Raw genomic sequence first — 16,765 nt, 5'->3', positions numbered from 1 at the left:
ACAACCATTATATTTTCCTGTATAAAAAAACTGCAATAAAAGTGAAAATGATGATGCCTATTAAACCTGTAGGACCGAAAACCAAGGGATTATGCACGTCTTGATCGATGAAAAGATCAGTTATTGTTGAAGACATTTGCTTGATAACCCCGTGCATTAATGATGGAATAATAATTGATCCACTTTTTATGTATGCATAAAACAGAATGATGCCCATTGAAATACAGAATAAGGTTATCATAAACATCCCTAGTAATGGAGTATCTGGATAATTATGGCCCATCAATAAGACTGGCAAATGCCACAGACCCCAAATAATCCCGCCGATGACAAGCCCTTTTTTGGACAATGAAGAAAACAGTACCGGATAAAGATAGCCACGCCAACCTAATTCTTCTCCAATAAACAATGGAAGTATTAAAACTGTACCAAGGACTGTATTTAAAAGTAAGGGCGTCAAAACATTAATAGCCAATGGATACCCATCGATATATGTAGGGAGGTTTGACATAATTTCAGCAATTTCTTGACCGTTTAAAAACTGACTTGGTGAAAGTAAAAAAGTAATGGAATATGTAAGTGCAATGAGCATTGTCATTAACGTTGGGTAAATTAACCATGATTTCCATGAGCCTAAACGAAACTTAAAAAATGCTCTAAAGCTATGTTTATTGTGAAATATAACCCAAATAATGATTGCTATAATTGCAGGTATAAACATAATTGCATTAGCAAGAGCGTTTTGTTCTTCTAAACCACCATTCAAGAAAACGATTAAGCCCATCAGATAAGTTACAATAAACGTTAAAAGTAAAAAGCAAATTAAACTTTTTTTATACATATCTATGTTTATCACACCTTTTCACTGGACAAAGAAGTTACTCCATTAAAGCGTTCGTCAACTGCAAACGTTCATTTTTTATTGGAAACGTTATCGCTATTCCTTTCGTTTGATTATCCTGACGACAATGCCGATGATAAGAATAAGTATCCCACCTGTTCCGAATATAGCAGCTAAAGTCAAGCCGCCCATCCCATAGCCCCAATCACTCTCATTGCCAGTTGGAAGAAGAAGCGCAACAGCAAGGAAAAACCCCATGCCAATAAATATAGATATAATCCCAGCAATGATGGTTTTGTTTAAATACATAGTATCCTCTCCCTGATGAACATAAAGCGTCTTTTGTTATTCCAGAAGTGCGCTTCGATTAAGGAAGAATCTTATAAAACCATATTATAAATTTCTTTAACCAAATCCTCTTCTGCTGATAATCCAACAAAGCTACTTAAATTTTTGTTCAATCTTTCAAATTCTGGTCTCATGCCGTTAACTACCATCATTATCCCATCCGGGTCTCCAGAGCTAAGCCACTTTTGCAGAAGTTCCAATTGCCAATCTTTCAAGGGACTTCTTTCCCCCTCAATCTTTGCCCAATCACCAAATGAATTTGGCTGTATTCCCATCTCCATATACCAACCTGCAACTATAGATAACCGCAAAGAATCAATGCAGTGCATGGCATAATAATATTCACGTCTCGCAGCTCTTCTATAAGCCTCGTGTATAAACGAAAAGTATTTCGTACGCCAAGCTTCCACATCTTCAATACCAAAATGATATTGCAGTTGATTTGATCGGTGCTGAATATCATTTACGATGTTGTAAGGATCATAAACAATGTATAAATCTTGAAGCCAAACAGATGGTGTCAACTCATTTTCTTCGTAATAAAAAATATCTGCTTTAATAAATGAATCGAAGTGTGCAATGATGAAACTCTCTTGTTCATAGCCTTCAAAAAACAGTATATTTCCCCAATTATGTACTCTCTGTTTCTTCATAGCCCTGTATTTCTGTATGACACTACGATCAACCACTATCCTTAAGTCAATATCAGAATATATATCGGTATTACTATCTCCTAATGAACCACCATAGAATATCGCTTTAACATTTGCATCCTGTGTTAAATCATTTTCAATATTATTCATCAATCTTTTACGATGTATTGGTAATTCTAAGTCTCTCTGATTATGTCGATCAAATGAATCCATAAAAAAACACCTCCCTTAAGTTGCAAATCAGCCTTTATATTAAACATTATAGAACCTTTTGTTATTCAACAACCTGGCCTTTTTCTGGTACAACTTTATTCCACAAAACGCTTCGTTTGCGGTAGATCGGGTGGACTGATATTAGCTGCTATTATTTGAATCTACATTTATTTTTTAAGGAAATACCCTATGTGTCAAAACTCAATCGATCCAACAGACACAATTACCACTGTATATCAAAACCAAAGATATATGATAAGACTAAAATTGTAATCACAATAGCTAAAATAGAAAAAATATTACAGACAGGCGTTTCCTTAAATTCTTATTATGTTCTTTGTTTGAATTCTGCCTAAGGGGATCATATCCATCTTGCAAAAATAAAAACCTCCTGTAATCTACTCTCTGTCAACGGGCGGTATTCTAAGGTTGTACATTTACCTTTCTTGCATATAAAACTGCGTGGATGATTGCTGCTACCCACAATATTGGTGGTACAGACAAAATAAATAGTAACCTTGCAACTGGATGAAATATTTCAAATCCACCGCCGATAATCAACAAGACATATAAAATTATAAAAAATATGCCTATTCTAAATGCACCAGTGTAAATTTGGCCAGCTCCCGAAATTATAAAAGAAAGTAACCCAGCTAACCAAGGTTTTTTCTTCTCACTCATTTTGAATCCCTCCATTTACGCTGTTCAACATAATGCCCTTTTCTGGTACAACTTTAATCCACAAAAGCGCTTCGTTTGGTGAATAACGATTTTAAACACACTCTTAAGCATTCTTAGTTATTGAATCCTTTAATTTAAAAAATGGGTAAATTGCAATTAAGGCACAAAATATTACAACGAAAATTGAACTGATGATTATGTTTGGGAAACTGATAAAATCAAACCAAGCCCTGCTGATAAAAAATAATGCAATCAGCGAAATTATATAGGGGGTAATCATAAAGACATAAAGTCCGGTACCCTTTCCAAAATTAAATATTCTGCTCCATTTAGTTTCATCCCTATTTAAACATTTCCCAGTAACCCAAATAATTAAAAATAATATTCCAGTATATATCAAAGCACTAACGAATTGTAAACCTAATAATGACCCCAGGAATATGGCGATATTCATTGTACTCCCTGACCTTTCTTTTTAAATCCCAAAGCTTTTCATTCTTGACTTGCGGATACGCCCGTTTCCTGAAGATAAACACTATCTTACTGAGTCAACAATTTTTTTCGCATCTATCAATGACAAACCATATTTCTCTCTTAATGATTTAACAGTCTTTACTTCAGTTGAAGTTTTCAATATCTCATTTGCTTCATTTTTAATATCTTCATATGCCCCGGTATTCTCTAGAAGCTTGGCGTTTTCTCTTTTTAAAATGCTGTTTTCACGCATTAAACTAAAGCACCAACACACAAGTGCAATTATAATTAATAACGAGATAATATCTGACCACGGCATTTTCAATATCTCCTTCAACCATTGGTTTTGATAAATAATCTATTTAAAATTTAACATAGTCCTAATCCCGAAAACTGCCATTTTCATAAGAGAGAGAAAGCAATTTTTATTCCAGAATGGCGCTCGATTACTGAAGTATACGTTAGCTCCTATATTTTATTGTTGGATATAAACCAATACAACAATTATAAGCATCGCTGGCATAATCAAACCACTGGCTTTCATCATACGTCCAGCTAACTTATCATACTGCCTATCACCAGCATTTCGCTTTTTCAAATTTTTATATTGATTATAATAAATCAAGAATGGAATGAAATTTATTAGGAACATAACAATTAAAAGAGTTAATATCATCAGGACATCCCCTGTTCTTCAACGATCTGCCTTATTCTCGAGGAGAGCGCAATTCCTGGTATTCCATTAAAGCGCCTCGATAATGGTATTTCATTAGCATAGCGAAAGGAGATTACTCTCCTATATTTTTTATCCATTCACGCAATTTTGCGCTCGGGTAATATACCTGTCCATTTATAGTTATATGTGGTATATCTGGGTATTCTTGAATTAGAGACCTTGCATCTTGCTTTGATAAACCGATGTAATGGTGTACCTGATTTTCTTTTATCAATTCTGGTGTTGTTTCGCTAAACATTTCTTTAAAATTAAAATCATTGCCATTGGAACTTTTAAAGTTTTTTAGTCCATCACCTATGAAAAACGCTGCTGCTGCAAATCCTAGAGCTAAGAATAAAGATTCAGCTACCATATTATAAAGATTCCTCCATTTTTTTAATAGTCCTATAATAACCCTAGAGCACTCACTTAATCTACATAATGGCCTTATCCAAAAGGACGCACTTGTTCAATTAGCGCGCCCGATAAAGGAAGATGAAGCCTCCCAGTTTTATTTCGTCCTTGCTCACGTTAATGTTATCGAAGTACTTTTTAATCACAATCGGTTTCAGTATAAAATACTACCTTAAACTAAACAACGATTTCCTTAAAAAAGTTTTCGCCATGTAGTTGCGTTACCTTCATTTTCCTTTTGCGATACATAGTAAGAACGGGAAAGTTTCACATTCGCGGACATAGGGGTCGACTCCGACGAGGTTAGCGGATGGGAAAAATGTCTGAAACCATTGGGGCAGTAAGCTAACGCCACTTTAGAATTATTATCGTGTTGGCTCCCAACCATTACATAGAAAAAACGCTCGCGTGGAGACAAACGCGGGCGTTTTTGTGTGTCCGTGTCACAACGCAACTCTTATCGTCCCTTTCAATGCGGCTTTCCCTGCTTTTGAGGGATTACTTTACTCTTGTTATCCCTCTCGATGTGGCCATCACTGCTAACCCTTGTTATCCCTCTCGATGAGGACATCCCTGCTTTTGAGGGATCACTTTACTCTCGCTGTACTCGCAATGTAAACCAACCCTCATTCACTCACTGTTTCGCTAATGACCCACCAGAAATCGTCGTTGTCTTCCATTCCCGGGAACGGCGGATCGTTAAAGGATGGATCCTCTCCACCCTGACCTGCATGATTGATCCACGTATGCAAATAATAGATCTCAACTTCGTCGGAAGCATCCGGTAACTGCGCGGATACCGCACCTTCATATCCGTAAATATCCGTTGCTTCCATGCGATTCGGGAATTCAAAAATCAAGCCTTCCTCGACTACTGTGCCCTCCTCTTCATAAATAACTTCTCCATCCTGCCTGAGCTCTAATTGCTGCTGATCAAATTCATCCCCGGGAAGGATTTCCCCATTTTCATAGGCAATAATGCCGATATAGTCTTCGCCTGCCAATTCTCCTTCCGGCAAAGTCGTCCAATTCCACCCGCCGCTGAGATCTTCACCATCGATATTGGCGTTGATTTGCGCATCGTCCTGAAGATTCTCGTGTTGCATCGTGTCCTCCCCGACAACATAAAGCCAGCCGCCAATAAACAAAGAGACCATCAAAAACCCGGGGATAATGATCATCCATGTGTTCCCGCTCTTAAACATCTCGCTCCCTCGTCTCCGTCAAGATTTCCGTAAAACGCCTGCAAGTATCCTCGATATGATCACTCGTTACGATTTCACTGATTACCGCTACCCCACTGACACCGGTGGCAGCAACGTCTGCGGCGTTGCTCAACTTGATACCTCCGATGGCCACGGTAGGGATCGATACGTGATCGGTAATCTCTTTTAACCCATCCACCCCGATTTCTTTTTCCGTATCGTCTTTAGAGCTTGAATCAAAAACCGGTCCGACGCCAATGTAATCGGCGCCATATTGTTCTGCTTCGATCGCCTCTTCTATCGTGTGCGTAGATATGCCGATGACCTTGTCTTTTCCCAACAACTTCCGAGCTTCAATAAGAGGGAAATCCCCTTGCCCGACATGAACGCCATCGGCATTAACTGCTAAAGCAACGTCTATATGATCATTCATCAGAAAAGGGACACGGTAGCTGCGAGCCAATTGCTGTAACGCGTACGCCTTCTCAATCAGCGCTTGTTTCCCACTTTCTTTATCCCGTAGTTGTATCGCGGTTGCACCTCCTTTTAAAGCAGCCTCCATCACCGACGACAACGAGCGATGCGGATGTGATTTTTCCGCAGAAATCACGTAAAGCCCTGACGTCCACATAACCATCTCTCCCTTGTATATTCATCTTGCACTTGATATCCCTTACCCCTTCTGTGAGAATTGTAGAAGATCGTGTGTCAAGGCGCAATAGCAAAACGTGAAAGGAGAATAACAAATGAGTACAAGCGAAACGCTGATGGAATGGCATGATGAATACGGTGCCAACAATTACTCCCCGCTGCCTGTCGTCATCGCCAAAGGCGAAGGGTCATGGGTGGAAGATACGGACGGTTACCGTTACTTGGACATGTTAGCCGCTTATTCCGCGCTCAATCAAGGGCACCGTCACCCGGCCATCATCGAAGCATTGCATCAACAAGCGGATCGAATAACCCTAACGTCGAGAGCTTTTCATAATGATCAAATCGGACCTTTTTATAAAAAACTATCCGAAATAACTGGCATGGAAAAAATACTGCCGATGAATACCGGCGCCGAAGCAGTGGAAACAGCACTAAAAGCAGCTAGACGCTGGGGGTATCGTGTCAAAGATATTCCGGAAAATAAAGCGGAAATCATCGTTTGCACAGAAAATTTTCACGGCCGAACACTCGCCCCCGTTTCCTTGTCATCCAACCGGGAGTACCAAGCGGACTTCGGTCCGTTGCTCCCGGGCATCACCATCGTTCCTTACGGAGATATTCAAGCGCTGAGAAACGCGATTACACCCAACACAGCTGCATTTTTGTTTGAACCGATCCAAGGGGAAGCAGGCATTCGCATCCCTCCAGACGGCTACGTGCGCGATGTTCGAGCGCTATGTGATGAAAGGAATGTACTCATGATTGCCGATGAAATTCAATGCGGACTTGGCAGAACCGGGCGCATGTTCGCCTGTGACCACGAAGACGTGACGCCCGACATGTTCATTCTCGGAAAAGCGCTGGGCGGAGGGGTGATGCCCATCTCCGCGGTCGCTGCCAACACAAACATTCTCGGTTTGTTTGAACCCGGGTCCCACGGGTCAACGTTCGGCGGCAATCCATTGGCGTGTGCGGTCGGAAGGGCCGCCCTTGATGTGATTGTTAATGAAAATCTGCCGGTGCAGGCTGAAAAACTCGGACGTTCTTTCTTGGAGCGATGTCAAACCATCAATCACCCCGCCATTAAAGACGTTCGCGGCAAAGGGTTGTTCATCGGCATCGAGCTCCACGAACAGGCACGCCCTTATTGTGAACAGCTGATGAAAGCCGGATTATTGTGCAAGGAAACCCATGAAAACGTTCTCAGGCTTGCACCCCCACTTACGATTTCAGAAGAAGATTTGGATTGGGCGTTCGATCAAATCGAAAGCGTTTTTTCATAGGCAAAGGGCTGCCCTTTTGGGACAGCCCCGATTATATTTTAGTTTTTATCTTTCTAAATCAATCTCAACTAAAATGTCCCCGCCGAGCTCTTCATGGTTTTCATCGCGCGGGCATCATATCGAAGCAAATGCTGCTCCTCTTATACCATTACCCTACTTTAAGTTGCCACATCTCTTTTTATAAATATCCACCAAGTCAAAATGATGAAAATAAAAAAATAAACGATTAACGTAATCACAGAGAATGTCATCGTTAAGCCCTCGATGTATGATGCGCCGCCTAAATGCTGCCGTAAATTCAAATTGGCAAACAAGATATACCGTGCCCAATCATATTGTTGAAGTGCCAAAACAATATTAGGGCCGGCGAATCTCAAAAAGATTGTGATCCCAATTGCCAACGCACTATTATGAAAAATGGTTGAGATCATGAAGCCAATGGTTACCATCATTAGTATATCAACACCCACAAAAGCAATAGAAATTATGAAGTGTGGCATAACATTTTCTACTGTACTTCCATCCATTGTTGTAACATTCGCCTGCGATGGCGCCTCAAATCCGAAAAACATGCCTCCAATGATGAGTAAAAGTGCAACTGAAATGACAAGCATAATAAATGAAAATATAAGGGATGCAACGTACTTAGACAATAATATTTTTGATCGGTTGATTGGACGGACCAGTAAAAGTTTAATGGTACCTTTCGAAAATTCACCGGAAATACTCCCAGCGGCGATAATAACCGCAAACATAATGATGATGGAGACGAATATTTCTATATTGTCGTATACAAAATTCCACATCGATTCAGGAGGTATAGGTGAATAATTTTGGATTAGTGCAAGGATAAACACAGCAGCAATGATCATCCCTATCATTATTCGTGGGCCAACACGCCGGTATATTTTCATGTTTTCGTTTTTAATACAAGCGAATACTTTAGACAATTTGCTGACCTCCTGTCCATTCGAGGAATGTATCCTCTAGTGTCTTCGACTTTGTTTTCACACTATATATTTTTACTTCATTTTCCACGAAGCATTTGATCAATTCTGGAATTTGCTCGTAGTCTATACGGACTTCAATCGTTTCTTCATATGCTTCGCAGAAATGTTTTGGAAATGCATTTTTAAAAACCTGATCAGCGATATCAACACGATCAGCTGTAATTGACACAGCTAAATCGGTTTCTACAAAATCGTGGATAGATTGAACGTTGACCAATTTTCCATGGTGAATAATTCCAACACGATCACACATCAATTCCATTTCGGCGAGCAGATGACTGGATACAAGAACAGATATCCCTTCTTCTTTCGTTAATTTTTTTAAATGCTGACGGAATTCACGTATACCTTCTGGATCCAAACCATTGGTTGGTTCATCCAAAATAAGCATGGATGGAGAGTGGATCAGTGCTTGCGCTAATCCTAAACGCTGACGCATTCCCAGTGAATAGGTTTTTACTTTGTCAGAAATCGTATTTTCTAGTCCGACTAATTCAATGATTTCGTACATACGTTTTTCTGAGACGTTCCCAGCCATGCGCGCATAGTGAAGCAGATTTTGATACCCCGTTAAATAATCATACATTTCAGGGTTTTCGACAATGGCACCCACTTGAGATATCGCTTCTTCAAAATCTTTTTCAATACTTGCCCCCTTTATCAATACTTGACCTTTTGTCATCGAAATTAAGCCAACCAGCATACGGATCGTTGTCGTTTTACCTGCCCCATTCGGTCCTAATAAACCGAATACTTCGCCAGGATATATATCAAAACTTACGTCGTTAACTGCTCTCTTTTTACCTAGAACCTTACTAACGTTTTTTACTTGCATCATCGGTTTATTGTCGGCCATCATTTTTTTGCCTCCTTAAAAGTTTGACACCCTGAACAACATTCCAGATAGCAACACAAAGAAGAGTAAGAATAACGAAAATTGTGCCGCTGATCTCAAAGATAGCCGTGCCCTCCTCAGGTATACCCAAATACGTGGTAAGGTGAAAAAATAGGATCATAAACGTGTACACAGGTACAGGGATTAATTGAGAAATCAATGCTCTTTTTCCATGTTTTTTAATTTCAGCAGTTCCCGCTATAATAGTAATAATGGGGAACACAAAAGGAGCAAAGAATAAGCTGAAGTAGTTAAGGGAAGATAAAAGGCCTCGGTTGGAAAAAAGTCCTGTGCCTCCTTTTACTTTGATATTTTTCTGGAAGGTGTGGTCTCCTTTAATGAGTTCATCCAGACTGATTTCAAATACCTCACTTAAATTGATTAAATTTTGGATATCGGGATACCCCTTATCGTTCTCCCATTTGTAAACAGCTTGTCGCGTTATATGGAGCTGATGAGCTAATTTTTCTTGGGAAAGATTTTCATTTTCACGTAGCTTTTTAATCTGATCACCTATCTTCATGGGCGGCCTCCTTATGCTTTTAGTTTATACCATCAAACATCAACAATCGATAAACCGTTGGTTTCAACGTGTAAACGATCGGTTTACACACTTAAAATACTTACAGAGCAGGCCATACACAAGATCAGTTATTTCCTTCAAAGTAGATATCAACGAATTTCATTTTCACATTTGCGCTTCCTTGTAGTACAGTTTGACCGAGCTAATTGCGCTGTCACAGAATCCTTGCCTCGTATAGGATAAGAGTAAATGGAAAATTAATTCCCCCCCAAAAAATTCCAATACAATTATAGGCATAGCGACGTTCAACAGTATTATTCACGAAATATCGACCCCAAAGCATAAAAACCCTCTAGCACGAAAAGTAAAAACCCATGCTCAGTATCAGATAAGTCCTCAAGATCAGATTGTGCGGACTCATAGCTTTGCTCAGTAGCTAGATGAGTCCTCAAGATCGGATTGTGCGGACTCATAGCGTTGTTCAGTAGCTAGATAAGTCCTCAAGATCGGATTGTGCGGACTCATAGCGTTGTTCAGTAGCTAGACGAGTCCTCAAGATCAGATTGTGCGGACTCATAGCGTTGCTCAGTAGCCAGAGGAGTCCTCAAGATCGGATTGTGCGGACTCATAACGTTGCTCGGTAGCTAGATGAGTCCTCAAGATCAGATTGTGCGGACTCATAGCGTTGCTCAGTAGCCAGAGGAGTCCTCAAGATCGGATTGTGCGGACTCATAATGTTTGCCGAGTGCCAAATGAGTCCGCAAATGCAACTGATCATTTTCAACTTGTGCAATATGACTTTTTGAAATAAGAAAAGCCACAGACGAAAGCGCGAAGACCTACCCGGCAGCATAAAGGCGAGTTGGTTGGCCGCTATCAGCCAAAAGAAGGAAGAACCGCCGATTTCCCCTGCCTTTACGACAAAAAAATCCGCCGTGATAACGTTGTATCACAGCGGATTTTGCTTTTGGGACAGCCCCTTTATCATTCCATAAATCTTGCGCCCGCGATGCCGGGGTTAGTCATTTCCTGGGGATCAAGAATCTCGTCCAGTTCTTCTTCCGATAAAATGCCGCGTTCGACGCAAATATCTTTCACCGAACGTCCGGATTCAAGGGCTTCTTTTGCTACTCGAGAAGCGACTTCATAACCTACGTGAGGGTTAATGGCTGTAATAATCCCGACGCTTTGGTGCACCATTTCTTTCGCCTCTTCCCGATTGGCCGTGAGGCCTTCCAGCGCATAACTTCTGAAAACGTTCAACCCATTTTCCAATACAGACAACGATTGTAACAGGTTAAACACGAGCACGGGCCCCATAACATTGATCTCCATTTGCCCGGCTTCTGAGGCTAAACTAATCGTATGATCATTCCCGATGACTTGGAAAGAAATTTGATTGACAACTTCGCACATGACCGGATTCACTTTTCCGGGCATAATTGAGGATCCCGGCTGGCGGGAAGGCAGATTGATTTCATTTAATCCTGTCCTTGGTCCCGAGCTCATCAAACGTAAATCATTGGACATTTTGGAAAGGTTGATCGCCAACACTTTTAACGAACCGGAGAGCTCTGTGTATGCATCAGTATTTTGGGTAGCATCGACGAGGTCTTCGGCACTTGTTAATTTAAGCCCGGTTAAGTTGGCCAAGTAGTTTGCCACCGTATCAATGTATTCGGGCTCGGCATTCAGTCCCGTACCGACGGCTGTTGCTCCCATATTGACGGCATTTAAGTTATCCACGGCTCGTTCGATTCTGTGAAGATCCCTTTCCAGCATGCGCCGATAGGCGCCCATCTCCTGGCCAAGGCGAATCGGAACAGCGTCCTGCAAATGGGTGCGCCCCATTTTTATCACATCATCAAAGGATTGCTCTTTCTTTTTCAAGGTGTCAATCACTTCGTTAAGTACATTTTGTAATCCTTGGGAAAGCTTCAATGCCGCGATATGAATGGCCGTCGGAAACGTGTCGTTCGTCGATTGCGCCATATTCACGTGCGTATTCGGGCTTAATCGATTGTAGTCCCCTTTTTCATAGCCCATGATTTCAATCGCACGATTCGCGATGACTTCATTTGCATTCATGTTAAACGATGTGCCGGCCCCTCCCTGAATCGCGTCCACGACAAATGCATCATCGAGGTTACCCGCGATGACTTCTTCCGCTGCCTTAATAATCGCGCTCGCGAGTGTGTCGTTTAATCCGCCAACGTCCCTATTCGCCATGGCAGCGGCTTTTTTTACGAAGCCGAAGGCTTGGATTAATGATTTGTGGGGCGGATAGCCCGTGATCGGAAAATTTTCTTGTGCGCGCACGGTTTGGATGCCGTAATAGGCCTCTTTCGGCACTTGTTTTTCACCCAAATAATCCCGTTCAATACGATATTCCATGGCTTTTGTTCCTCCAATTTTAGATCATCTTATCTTATCTTTTCACCAAATAATGACCCGATAAGTGCAACAGCTGCTTCTGCCGTTTTATTTTGTTCATCGAGGATCGGGTTCACCTCCACAAACTCGCACGAAGTAATGTTTCCCGTTTCCTCCAACATCTCCATGGCTAAATGGCTTTCCCGGTAAGATAAACCGCCGACGACCGGAGTCCCTACGCCGGGGGCATCAATGGGATCAAGCCCGTCCAAATCCAAGCTTACGTGAATCCCGTCACAATCCTTCAGATGCGTGATCGTCTGATTGATCACTTCACTCATCCCTAAACGGTCGACTTCATGCATCGTGAACACTTTAATGTTATGCTTTTGAATCAGCGCTTTTTCCGCATCATCCAATGCTCGCGCTCCGATAATCACGATGTTTTCGGGCTTGATCGCGCGCTTCTGTCCGATGATGCCTGTTAGGGATTTGTGGCCGAGCCCTAAACTAACGGCCAGTGGCATTCCGTGAATATTTCCGGAAGGGGAAGTTTCTACCGTGTTCAAATCTCCGTGGGCGTCGTACCAAATCACACCAAGATTTTGATAATGTCGTGTGATTCCCGCGAGGCTTCCGATGGCAATGCTGTGGTCACCGCCGAAAACAAGCGGGATTGATTCACCTGACGCGATATCCTCCATTTTTTTTGCCAATGTACGATTCGTCTCGACAACAGCGTTCAGATGCTTTAGATCGTCTTCGGGTTCTTGTTCATAGCGATCCGGGACCGTCAAATCTCCGTGGTCACAGACATTGTACCCGAGTGCTTCCAAACGCTCGCGCACCCCTGCATAACGAATCGCGCTGGGCCCCATATCAACACCTCTGCGGTTTTGTCCTAAATCCAAAGGCACGCCCAGCATCGAAATGTTTTTCTTTCCCAAATTATGTACCTCCTCTATTTTAACGGCCAACGTCGACCGTCAAAATAACCAAGCCGTTTCATCACGAGCCATGCTGCCCCGTAAATACCTGCATCATTGCCAAACCGTGCAGGCTCCAAAGCTAATTTTCGATCGGCTTCTTTTAAAACAAAGCGTTTAAAATGAAGATGCAAAGGTTGTAACAACGTGTCCCCGGCCGCGGATATTCCGCCGCCAATGATGATTTTCTCGGGATTGAGCATCGTCGCCACGTTCGCAAGGGCATACCCCAAATAATAGGCGGCTTCATTGACGATGTGACGCGCCAGAGCGTCCCCTGAAGCCGCGGCCTCATAGATAGCTATTGCATCACTGTCTTCATGCAATCTACTCGTGTCCATCCCATTACGAAGATGGTCGCGCAAACTTCGGCGTAACCCTTTGACCGCAACATATTCCTCCAAACACCCTTCGCGCCCGCACGTACAAAGCCGCCCATGCGGGACGACAAGCGTGTGGCCAATCTCGCCGGCGGTACCGCTGACTCCGTTAACGAGTTCCCCGTTAACGATCATTCCGCCACCTACTCCGGTACCGATCGTTATAAAAAAAGTGGAAGCTTCGTTTTTACCGGCACCTTGCCAATGTTCGCCCGCCGCCGCAAGATTCGCGTCATTATTGATACATACAGGCACATCAAACGCATCCGCGAAGACGGATTGCAATGGATAACTTTTCCACCCAATATTAGGAGCTGAGACGACTTCTTCATCTTCATCAATAAACCCCGGAACACCGATACCAACACCGAGCACTTGCCCTTTTGAGATCCCGTGTTTCCTAAAACGCTCTTCAATGCCGGCAATGATTTGGGGCGGGAAATCTTTGCCCCCATTTTTTTTGTCTGTCGGAATCTTCCATTGTTCCCGATGCTCTCCCCTACTCGTCAGCAGGCCGAATTTTGTTGTGGTGGCCCCGACGTCGACACCTACAATGTACGTTGTCATGATGAAACGCTCCCATTCGCCCGGTTACCCTTGATCGTTTTGTTCCAACCTTCGTTGCTCCGCTTGCAAAACAAGCTTGCAAGCATAATAATCTTTCGCCTCCAATAACCCTGCTTCTTTTAACATGGCCAATTCTTCTTCCATCAAGATGATATCCGCATTCGGATCTCTTGTATAGATCACCGAATGATAGCGTAACAACAATTGGCGTATATCATAGATTGAATTAATTTTCATAGCAGTATTATTATAGCAATTTTCCCGCCGAAACAAAAATAAGCACGAGCAACGGCACGTAAGGAAGCCATTCAACCCTTGGCCAATAGGAATACAAATAATTTTGCGCCAAAAAGCCGATCATTAAGCCTGCCGCGAATACTAGAACGGAAAAGATGTACGTAAAAACTGCAGACATCCATACGTTTACAAGTGCCCCGCTCAAAAAAAACAGGACGATAACACTTGCCCAAGTTCGATAATCATCCCGTCGAAAAAAACCAAACCGTGGTCGATAAGCCATCATTGCCGTCGCGATAAAAGCAAGCGTGGCTAAAAACCAAAACGTCAAAACCCATCCTTCCAAAACGAAACTTAAATACCCGTTCCGCAAGGCGAAGCCGAAATAGCCTACACCTGCGAATATCACGAGCATAACTACCAACCATCTCGGCCCTTCGCCAAGGCGTTGGTAAAACAGAAGTGCACCGATAACAGCCGCGATGACAAACACAGCCAGCATCCTTTTCCACCCCCGTTCAGCCGGTACAACCTTAACATTAACGTATGCGAGTCCCAGGTTTCCCATGAGCTTAAAGGTGGAAAGAGGAGCTAATATTGAGCGTTCAAGCCCCCTGAAGTTCTTCCAGTAAATCTTCGTATTGGTCGTTATCTGGTTCTAATTCAAGAGCACGTTCCACGTATTCAAGCGCTTGTTCTTCCTCGCCTGCTTCGGAATAAACAAGCGCGAGATTATACGCTGCCTCGTGAAAATCAGGATTCTCGGCCAATGCTTCTTGATAAAAGCTCTCGGCTTCCTCGTAATCCTCGCGTCCGAAAGCTGCATTTCCGATCATGAAATACGCCTCAGGCATAGCTGTCCCATCAATCACACTCGCCATCGTATCGTAGGCCTCATCATACGCTTCTTCTTCCATAAGCTCTTGAGCCAATTGAATCTGAACAATCGGTTCCTCCGGGTCGTTCCCTTCACCGTAATAGCCATAGGCAAATAAAATGACGAGGAGTGCGGCAATCGCGGGAACCACGCCAAGCTGTTTTAATTTATACGTCTTATCAGGCATGCCCACCGTTGCAGCAGCAAGAAATCCTCCGACTAAACCTCCCATATGGGCGCCGTTGTCAACCATCGGAACGATCGTTCCGAAGATGACATTAATCAGGAGAATAACAATGACACTTCTTCCAATCGTTCGGAAAAAAAGGCGTCGATGGTTGACCCCGAAGAACACCAAAGCACCGAAACAGCCAAAAATTGCTCCGGAAGCTCCCGCTGAAACTTGTTCCGTGAACGCATAACTGGCTGTCGAGCCAACGATCCCGGCAACCATGTATATCCAAATAAACCGCGCCGTTCCGAAAATACGCTCCACTGCCGTCCCAAGAAAAAGAAGAGCTAATGAGTTCATAAATAAGTGAAAAAACCCGATATGCAAAAACATAGAAGTCAAAATACGCCACCACTCGCCATCATCGATGAGCGGGTTGTATTTCGCACCGAAGTCAATCAACGCCAGTACATTTGTGGAGTCCGCGACCATTTCCATCCAGACAAAAATCATGAGGATTAAGACGAGCAAAATATATGTGAAACGTGACTTTCCATATGTAAAAACATTGATCGCTTCCTCTTGTTCCCGCTCAATATTTCTTACAATGCGTTGCCGTTGATGAGCTGTTTTCTGGGCACGCGAATGATCGTCACTGTGAAGCATTTCTTCTTTGCTCGGCCAATGATCACCCGCGTTTAACAAGTGTAAAAACTTTACGATATCATCCCCGTGCTGTGCCCCGACCGATGCAGCAAACAGCCACGTTTGCATCGGCTTTCGCCTTGCCGCATCGGTATAAATAATTTCGCTCGTCGTGCTTTTCCAATCGTCCGCGGGTGCCATTGAAGTAATATACAAATTATGGTAGACCGTATTCTTACGGAGAGAAGCCCTTTTAAAGGATTGAGACTCGCGGGCATTATCCTTCATTAATTTGCCAAGGCCTCTACTCCATGCCAGATCGATTTTGGAAAGGGAAATCAAGAATTGTTCCTTGTCCGTCTCCTTTTCCAACCATAGTTTCTTTCGATCGTTCGTCACATGGACGGCTTGGAATCCATTTTTCACTACGAGATGATGCGCGAGCTCCCAAAAGAGCACATCTTGATCTCTAACCTCCATCGCGTTCATCCTTTATCATTTCGTTCCCTTACTAGTAAAAATCTTCTCCCCTCCATCATAAACGACAGGCGCATGCCAATGCGAATATTTGCTATGATAATCACCGAAAATAGTAACCGGTAAGGCTTAACGGGTCCTC

At 42.8% G+C, this 16,765-nt stretch carries 19 protein-coding genes; 1 reads left to right on the top strand and 18 read right to left on the bottom strand.

What is annotated here, in order from left to right:
• Nucleotides 1-7 precede the first annotated feature (7 nt).
• From DT065_RS01060 to thiE, 9 genes are all read right to left on the bottom strand, one after another.
• On the bottom strand, nucleotides 8-841 hold the full coding sequence (locus DT065_RS01060) for a CPBP family intramembrane glutamic endopeptidase (RefSeq protein ID WP_114370107.1): 834 nt from the start codon (nucleotides 839-841) through the stop codon (nucleotides 8-10).
• Nucleotides 842-937: 96 nt separating this feature from the next.
• Nucleotides 938-1,150: a hypothetical protein gene (locus tag DT065_RS01055; protein ID WP_114370105.1), complete on the bottom strand. Its 213-nt coding sequence runs from the start codon at nucleotides 1,148-1,150 to the stop codon at nucleotides 938-940.
• Nucleotides 1,151-1,221: 71 nt separating this feature from the next.
• Nucleotides 1,222-2,055, bottom strand: a complete 834-nt coding sequence (locus DT065_RS01050) for a hypothetical protein (protein ID WP_114370103.1) — start codon at nucleotides 2,053-2,055, stop codon at nucleotides 1,222-1,224.
• 423 nt (nucleotides 2,056-2,478) lie between these two features.
• On the bottom strand, nucleotides 2,479-2,736 hold the full coding sequence (locus tag DT065_RS01045; protein ID WP_114370101.1) for a hypothetical protein: 258 nt from the start codon (nucleotides 2,734-2,736) through the stop codon (nucleotides 2,479-2,481).
• 535 nt (nucleotides 2,737-3,271) lie between these two features.
• Nucleotides 3,272-3,529, bottom strand: a complete 258-nt coding sequence (locus DT065_RS01035; protein WP_114370097.1) for a hypothetical protein — start codon at nucleotides 3,527-3,529, stop codon at nucleotides 3,272-3,274.
• 156 nt (nucleotides 3,530-3,685) lie between these two features.
• Entirely contained in the window at nucleotides 3,686-3,886 is a 201-nt protein-coding gene (locus tag DT065_RS01030; protein ID WP_114370096.1) for a hypothetical protein, read from the bottom strand.
• Between the two features lie 112 nt (nucleotides 3,887-3,998).
• Complete coding sequence (locus tag DT065_RS01025; RefSeq protein ID WP_114370094.1) at nucleotides 3,999-4,298, bottom strand: DNA-binding protein; 300 nt, start codon at nucleotides 4,296-4,298, stop codon at nucleotides 3,999-4,001.
• Between the two features lie 667 nt (nucleotides 4,299-4,965).
• Nucleotides 4,966-5,544, bottom strand: a complete 579-nt coding sequence (locus DT065_RS01020) for a hypothetical protein (RefSeq protein WP_114370092.1) — start codon at nucleotides 5,542-5,544, stop codon at nucleotides 4,966-4,968.
• Nucleotides 5,537-6,175, bottom strand: a complete 639-nt coding sequence (gene thiE / locus DT065_RS01015) for a thiamine phosphate synthase (RefSeq protein ID WP_114370090.1) — start codon at nucleotides 6,173-6,175, stop codon at nucleotides 5,537-5,539. The genes DT065_RS01020 and thiE overlap by 8 nt, the downstream gene beginning before the upstream one ends.
• Before the next feature lie 115 nt (nucleotides 6,176-6,290).
• Between thiE and DT065_RS01010 the strand changes: the two genes are divergently transcribed.
• Nucleotides 6,291-7,481, top strand: coding sequence for an ornithine--oxo-acid transaminase (locus DT065_RS01010; RefSeq protein WP_114370088.1), 1,191 nt, complete (start codon nucleotides 6,291-6,293; stop codon nucleotides 7,479-7,481).
• A gap of 158 nt (nucleotides 7,482-7,639) precedes the next feature.
• Here the strand turns inward: DT065_RS01010 and DT065_RS01005 are convergent, their stop codons facing one another.
• The 9 genes from DT065_RS01005 to DT065_RS00965 form a co-directional block, all read right to left on the bottom strand.
• The gene (locus DT065_RS01005; protein ID WP_114370086.1) at nucleotides 7,640-8,431 is read right to left on the bottom strand and encodes an ABC transporter permease; all 792 of its coding nucleotides are present in this window, start codon (nucleotides 8,429-8,431) and stop codon (nucleotides 7,640-7,642) included.
• The gene (locus DT065_RS01000; protein ID WP_418314568.1) at nucleotides 8,424-9,350 is read right to left on the bottom strand and encodes an ABC transporter ATP-binding protein; all 927 of its coding nucleotides are present in this window, start codon (nucleotides 9,348-9,350) and stop codon (nucleotides 8,424-8,426) included. The genes DT065_RS01005 and DT065_RS01000 overlap by 8 nt, the downstream gene beginning before the upstream one ends.
• Complete coding sequence (locus DT065_RS19635) at nucleotides 9,334-9,909, bottom strand: helix-turn-helix domain-containing protein (RefSeq protein ID WP_114370084.1); 576 nt, start codon at nucleotides 9,907-9,909, stop codon at nucleotides 9,334-9,336. Before DT065_RS19635 ends, DT065_RS01000 begins: the two co-directional genes overlap by 17 nt.
• A gap of 984 nt (nucleotides 9,910-10,893) precedes the next feature.
• On the bottom strand, nucleotides 10,894-12,303 hold the full coding sequence (locus tag DT065_RS00990; RefSeq protein ID WP_114370082.1) for an aspartate ammonia-lyase: 1,410 nt from the start codon (nucleotides 12,301-12,303) through the stop codon (nucleotides 10,894-10,896).
• Between the two features lie 29 nt (nucleotides 12,304-12,332).
• The gene (gene rocF, locus DT065_RS00985) at nucleotides 12,333-13,208 is read right to left on the bottom strand and encodes an arginase (protein ID WP_114375959.1); all 876 of its coding nucleotides are present in this window, start codon (nucleotides 13,206-13,208) and stop codon (nucleotides 12,333-12,335) included.
• Between the two features lie 35 nt (nucleotides 13,209-13,243).
• Entirely contained in the window at nucleotides 13,244-14,215 is a 972-nt protein-coding gene (locus DT065_RS00980) for an ROK family protein (protein ID WP_114370080.1), read from the bottom strand.
• Between the two features lie 24 nt (nucleotides 14,216-14,239).
• On the bottom strand, nucleotides 14,240-14,452 hold the full coding sequence (locus DT065_RS00975; RefSeq protein ID WP_114370078.1) for a YqgQ family protein: 213 nt from the start codon (nucleotides 14,450-14,452) through the stop codon (nucleotides 14,240-14,242).
• A 10-nt stretch (nucleotides 14,453-14,462) separates the two neighbouring features.
• Nucleotides 14,463-14,954 (bottom strand): hypothetical protein, encoded by a 492-nt coding sequence (locus tag DT065_RS00970; protein WP_114370076.1) that lies wholly within the window; start codon nucleotides 14,952-14,954, stop codon nucleotides 14,463-14,465.
• A gap of 103 nt (nucleotides 14,955-15,057) precedes the next feature.
• Nucleotides 15,058-16,626 carry a rhomboid family intramembrane serine protease gene (locus DT065_RS00965; protein ID WP_160112342.1) on the bottom strand — a complete coding sequence of 523 codons (1,569 nt, stop codon included), beginning with the start codon at nucleotides 16,624-16,626 and terminating at the stop codon, nucleotides 15,058-15,060.
• Nucleotides 16,627-16,765 lie beyond the last annotated feature (139 nt).

Source organism: Salicibibacter kimchii (assembly GCF_003336365.1).
Lineage (GTDB): Bacteria > Bacillota > Bacilli > Bacillales > Marinococcaceae > Salicibibacter > Salicibibacter kimchii.
This window is presented reverse-complemented; position numbering and strand designations above follow the sequence as displayed.

Coding starts and splice junctions, on each gene's coding strand:
- DT065_RS01050 (WP_114370103.1), bottom strand. CDS start 2,055: ATGGATTCATTTGATCGACATAATCAGAGAGACTTAGAATTACCAATA.
- DT065_RS01010 (WP_114370088.1), top strand. CDS start 6,291: ATGAGTACAAGCGAAACGCTGATGGAATGGCATGATGAATACGGTGCC.
- thiE (WP_114370090.1), bottom strand. CDS start 6,175: ATGTGGACGTCAGGGCTTTACGTGATTTCTGCGGAAAAATCACATCCG.
- DT065_RS01060 (WP_114370107.1), bottom strand. CDS start 841: ATGTATAAAAAAAGTTTAATTTGCTTTTTACTTTTAACGTTTATTGTA.
- DT065_RS01045 (WP_114370101.1), bottom strand. CDS start 2,736: ATGAGTGAGAAGAAAAAACCTTGGTTAGCTGGGTTACTTTCTTTTATA.
- DT065_RS00990 (WP_114370082.1), bottom strand. CDS start 12,303: ATGGAATATCGTATTGAACGGGATTATTTGGGTGAAAAACAAGTGCCG.
- rocF (WP_114375959.1), bottom strand. CDS start 13,208: ATGCTGGGCGTGCCTTTGGATTTAGGACAAAACCGCAGAGGTGTTGAT.
- DT065_RS00980 (WP_114370080.1), bottom strand. CDS start 14,215: ATGACAACGTACATTGTAGGTGTCGACGTCGGGGCCACCACAACAAAA.
- DT065_RS01000 (WP_418314568.1), bottom strand. CDS start 9,350: ATGATGGCCGACAATAAACCGATGATGCAAGTAAAAAACGTTAGTAAG.
- DT065_RS01030 (WP_114370096.1), bottom strand. CDS start 3,886: ATGATATTAACTCTTTTAATTGTTATGTTCCTAATAAATTTCATTCCA.
- DT065_RS01055 (WP_114370105.1), bottom strand. CDS start 1,150: ATGTATTTAAACAAAACCATCATTGCTGGGATTATATCTATATTTATT.
- DT065_RS00965 (WP_160112342.1), bottom strand. CDS start 16,626: ATGGAGGTTAGAGATCAAGATGTGCTCTTTTGGGAGCTCGCGCATCAT.
- DT065_RS19635 (WP_114370084.1), bottom strand. CDS start 9,909: ATGAAGATAGGTGATCAGATTAAAAAGCTACGTGAAAATGAAAATCTT.
- DT065_RS01020 (WP_114370092.1), bottom strand. CDS start 5,544: ATGTTTAAGAGCGGGAACACATGGATGATCATTATCCCCGGGTTTTTG.
- DT065_RS01025 (WP_114370094.1), bottom strand. CDS start 4,298: ATGGTAGCTGAATCTTTATTCTTAGCTCTAGGATTTGCAGCAGCAGCG.
- DT065_RS00975 (WP_114370078.1), bottom strand. CDS start 14,452: ATGAAAATTAATTCAATCTATGATATACGCCAATTGTTGTTACGCTAT.
- DT065_RS00970 (WP_114370076.1), bottom strand. CDS start 14,954: ATGCTGGCTGTGTTTGTCATCGCGGCTGTTATCGGTGCACTTCTGTTT.
- DT065_RS01035 (WP_114370097.1), bottom strand. CDS start 3,529: ATGCCGTGGTCAGATATTATCTCGTTATTAATTATAATTGCACTTGTG.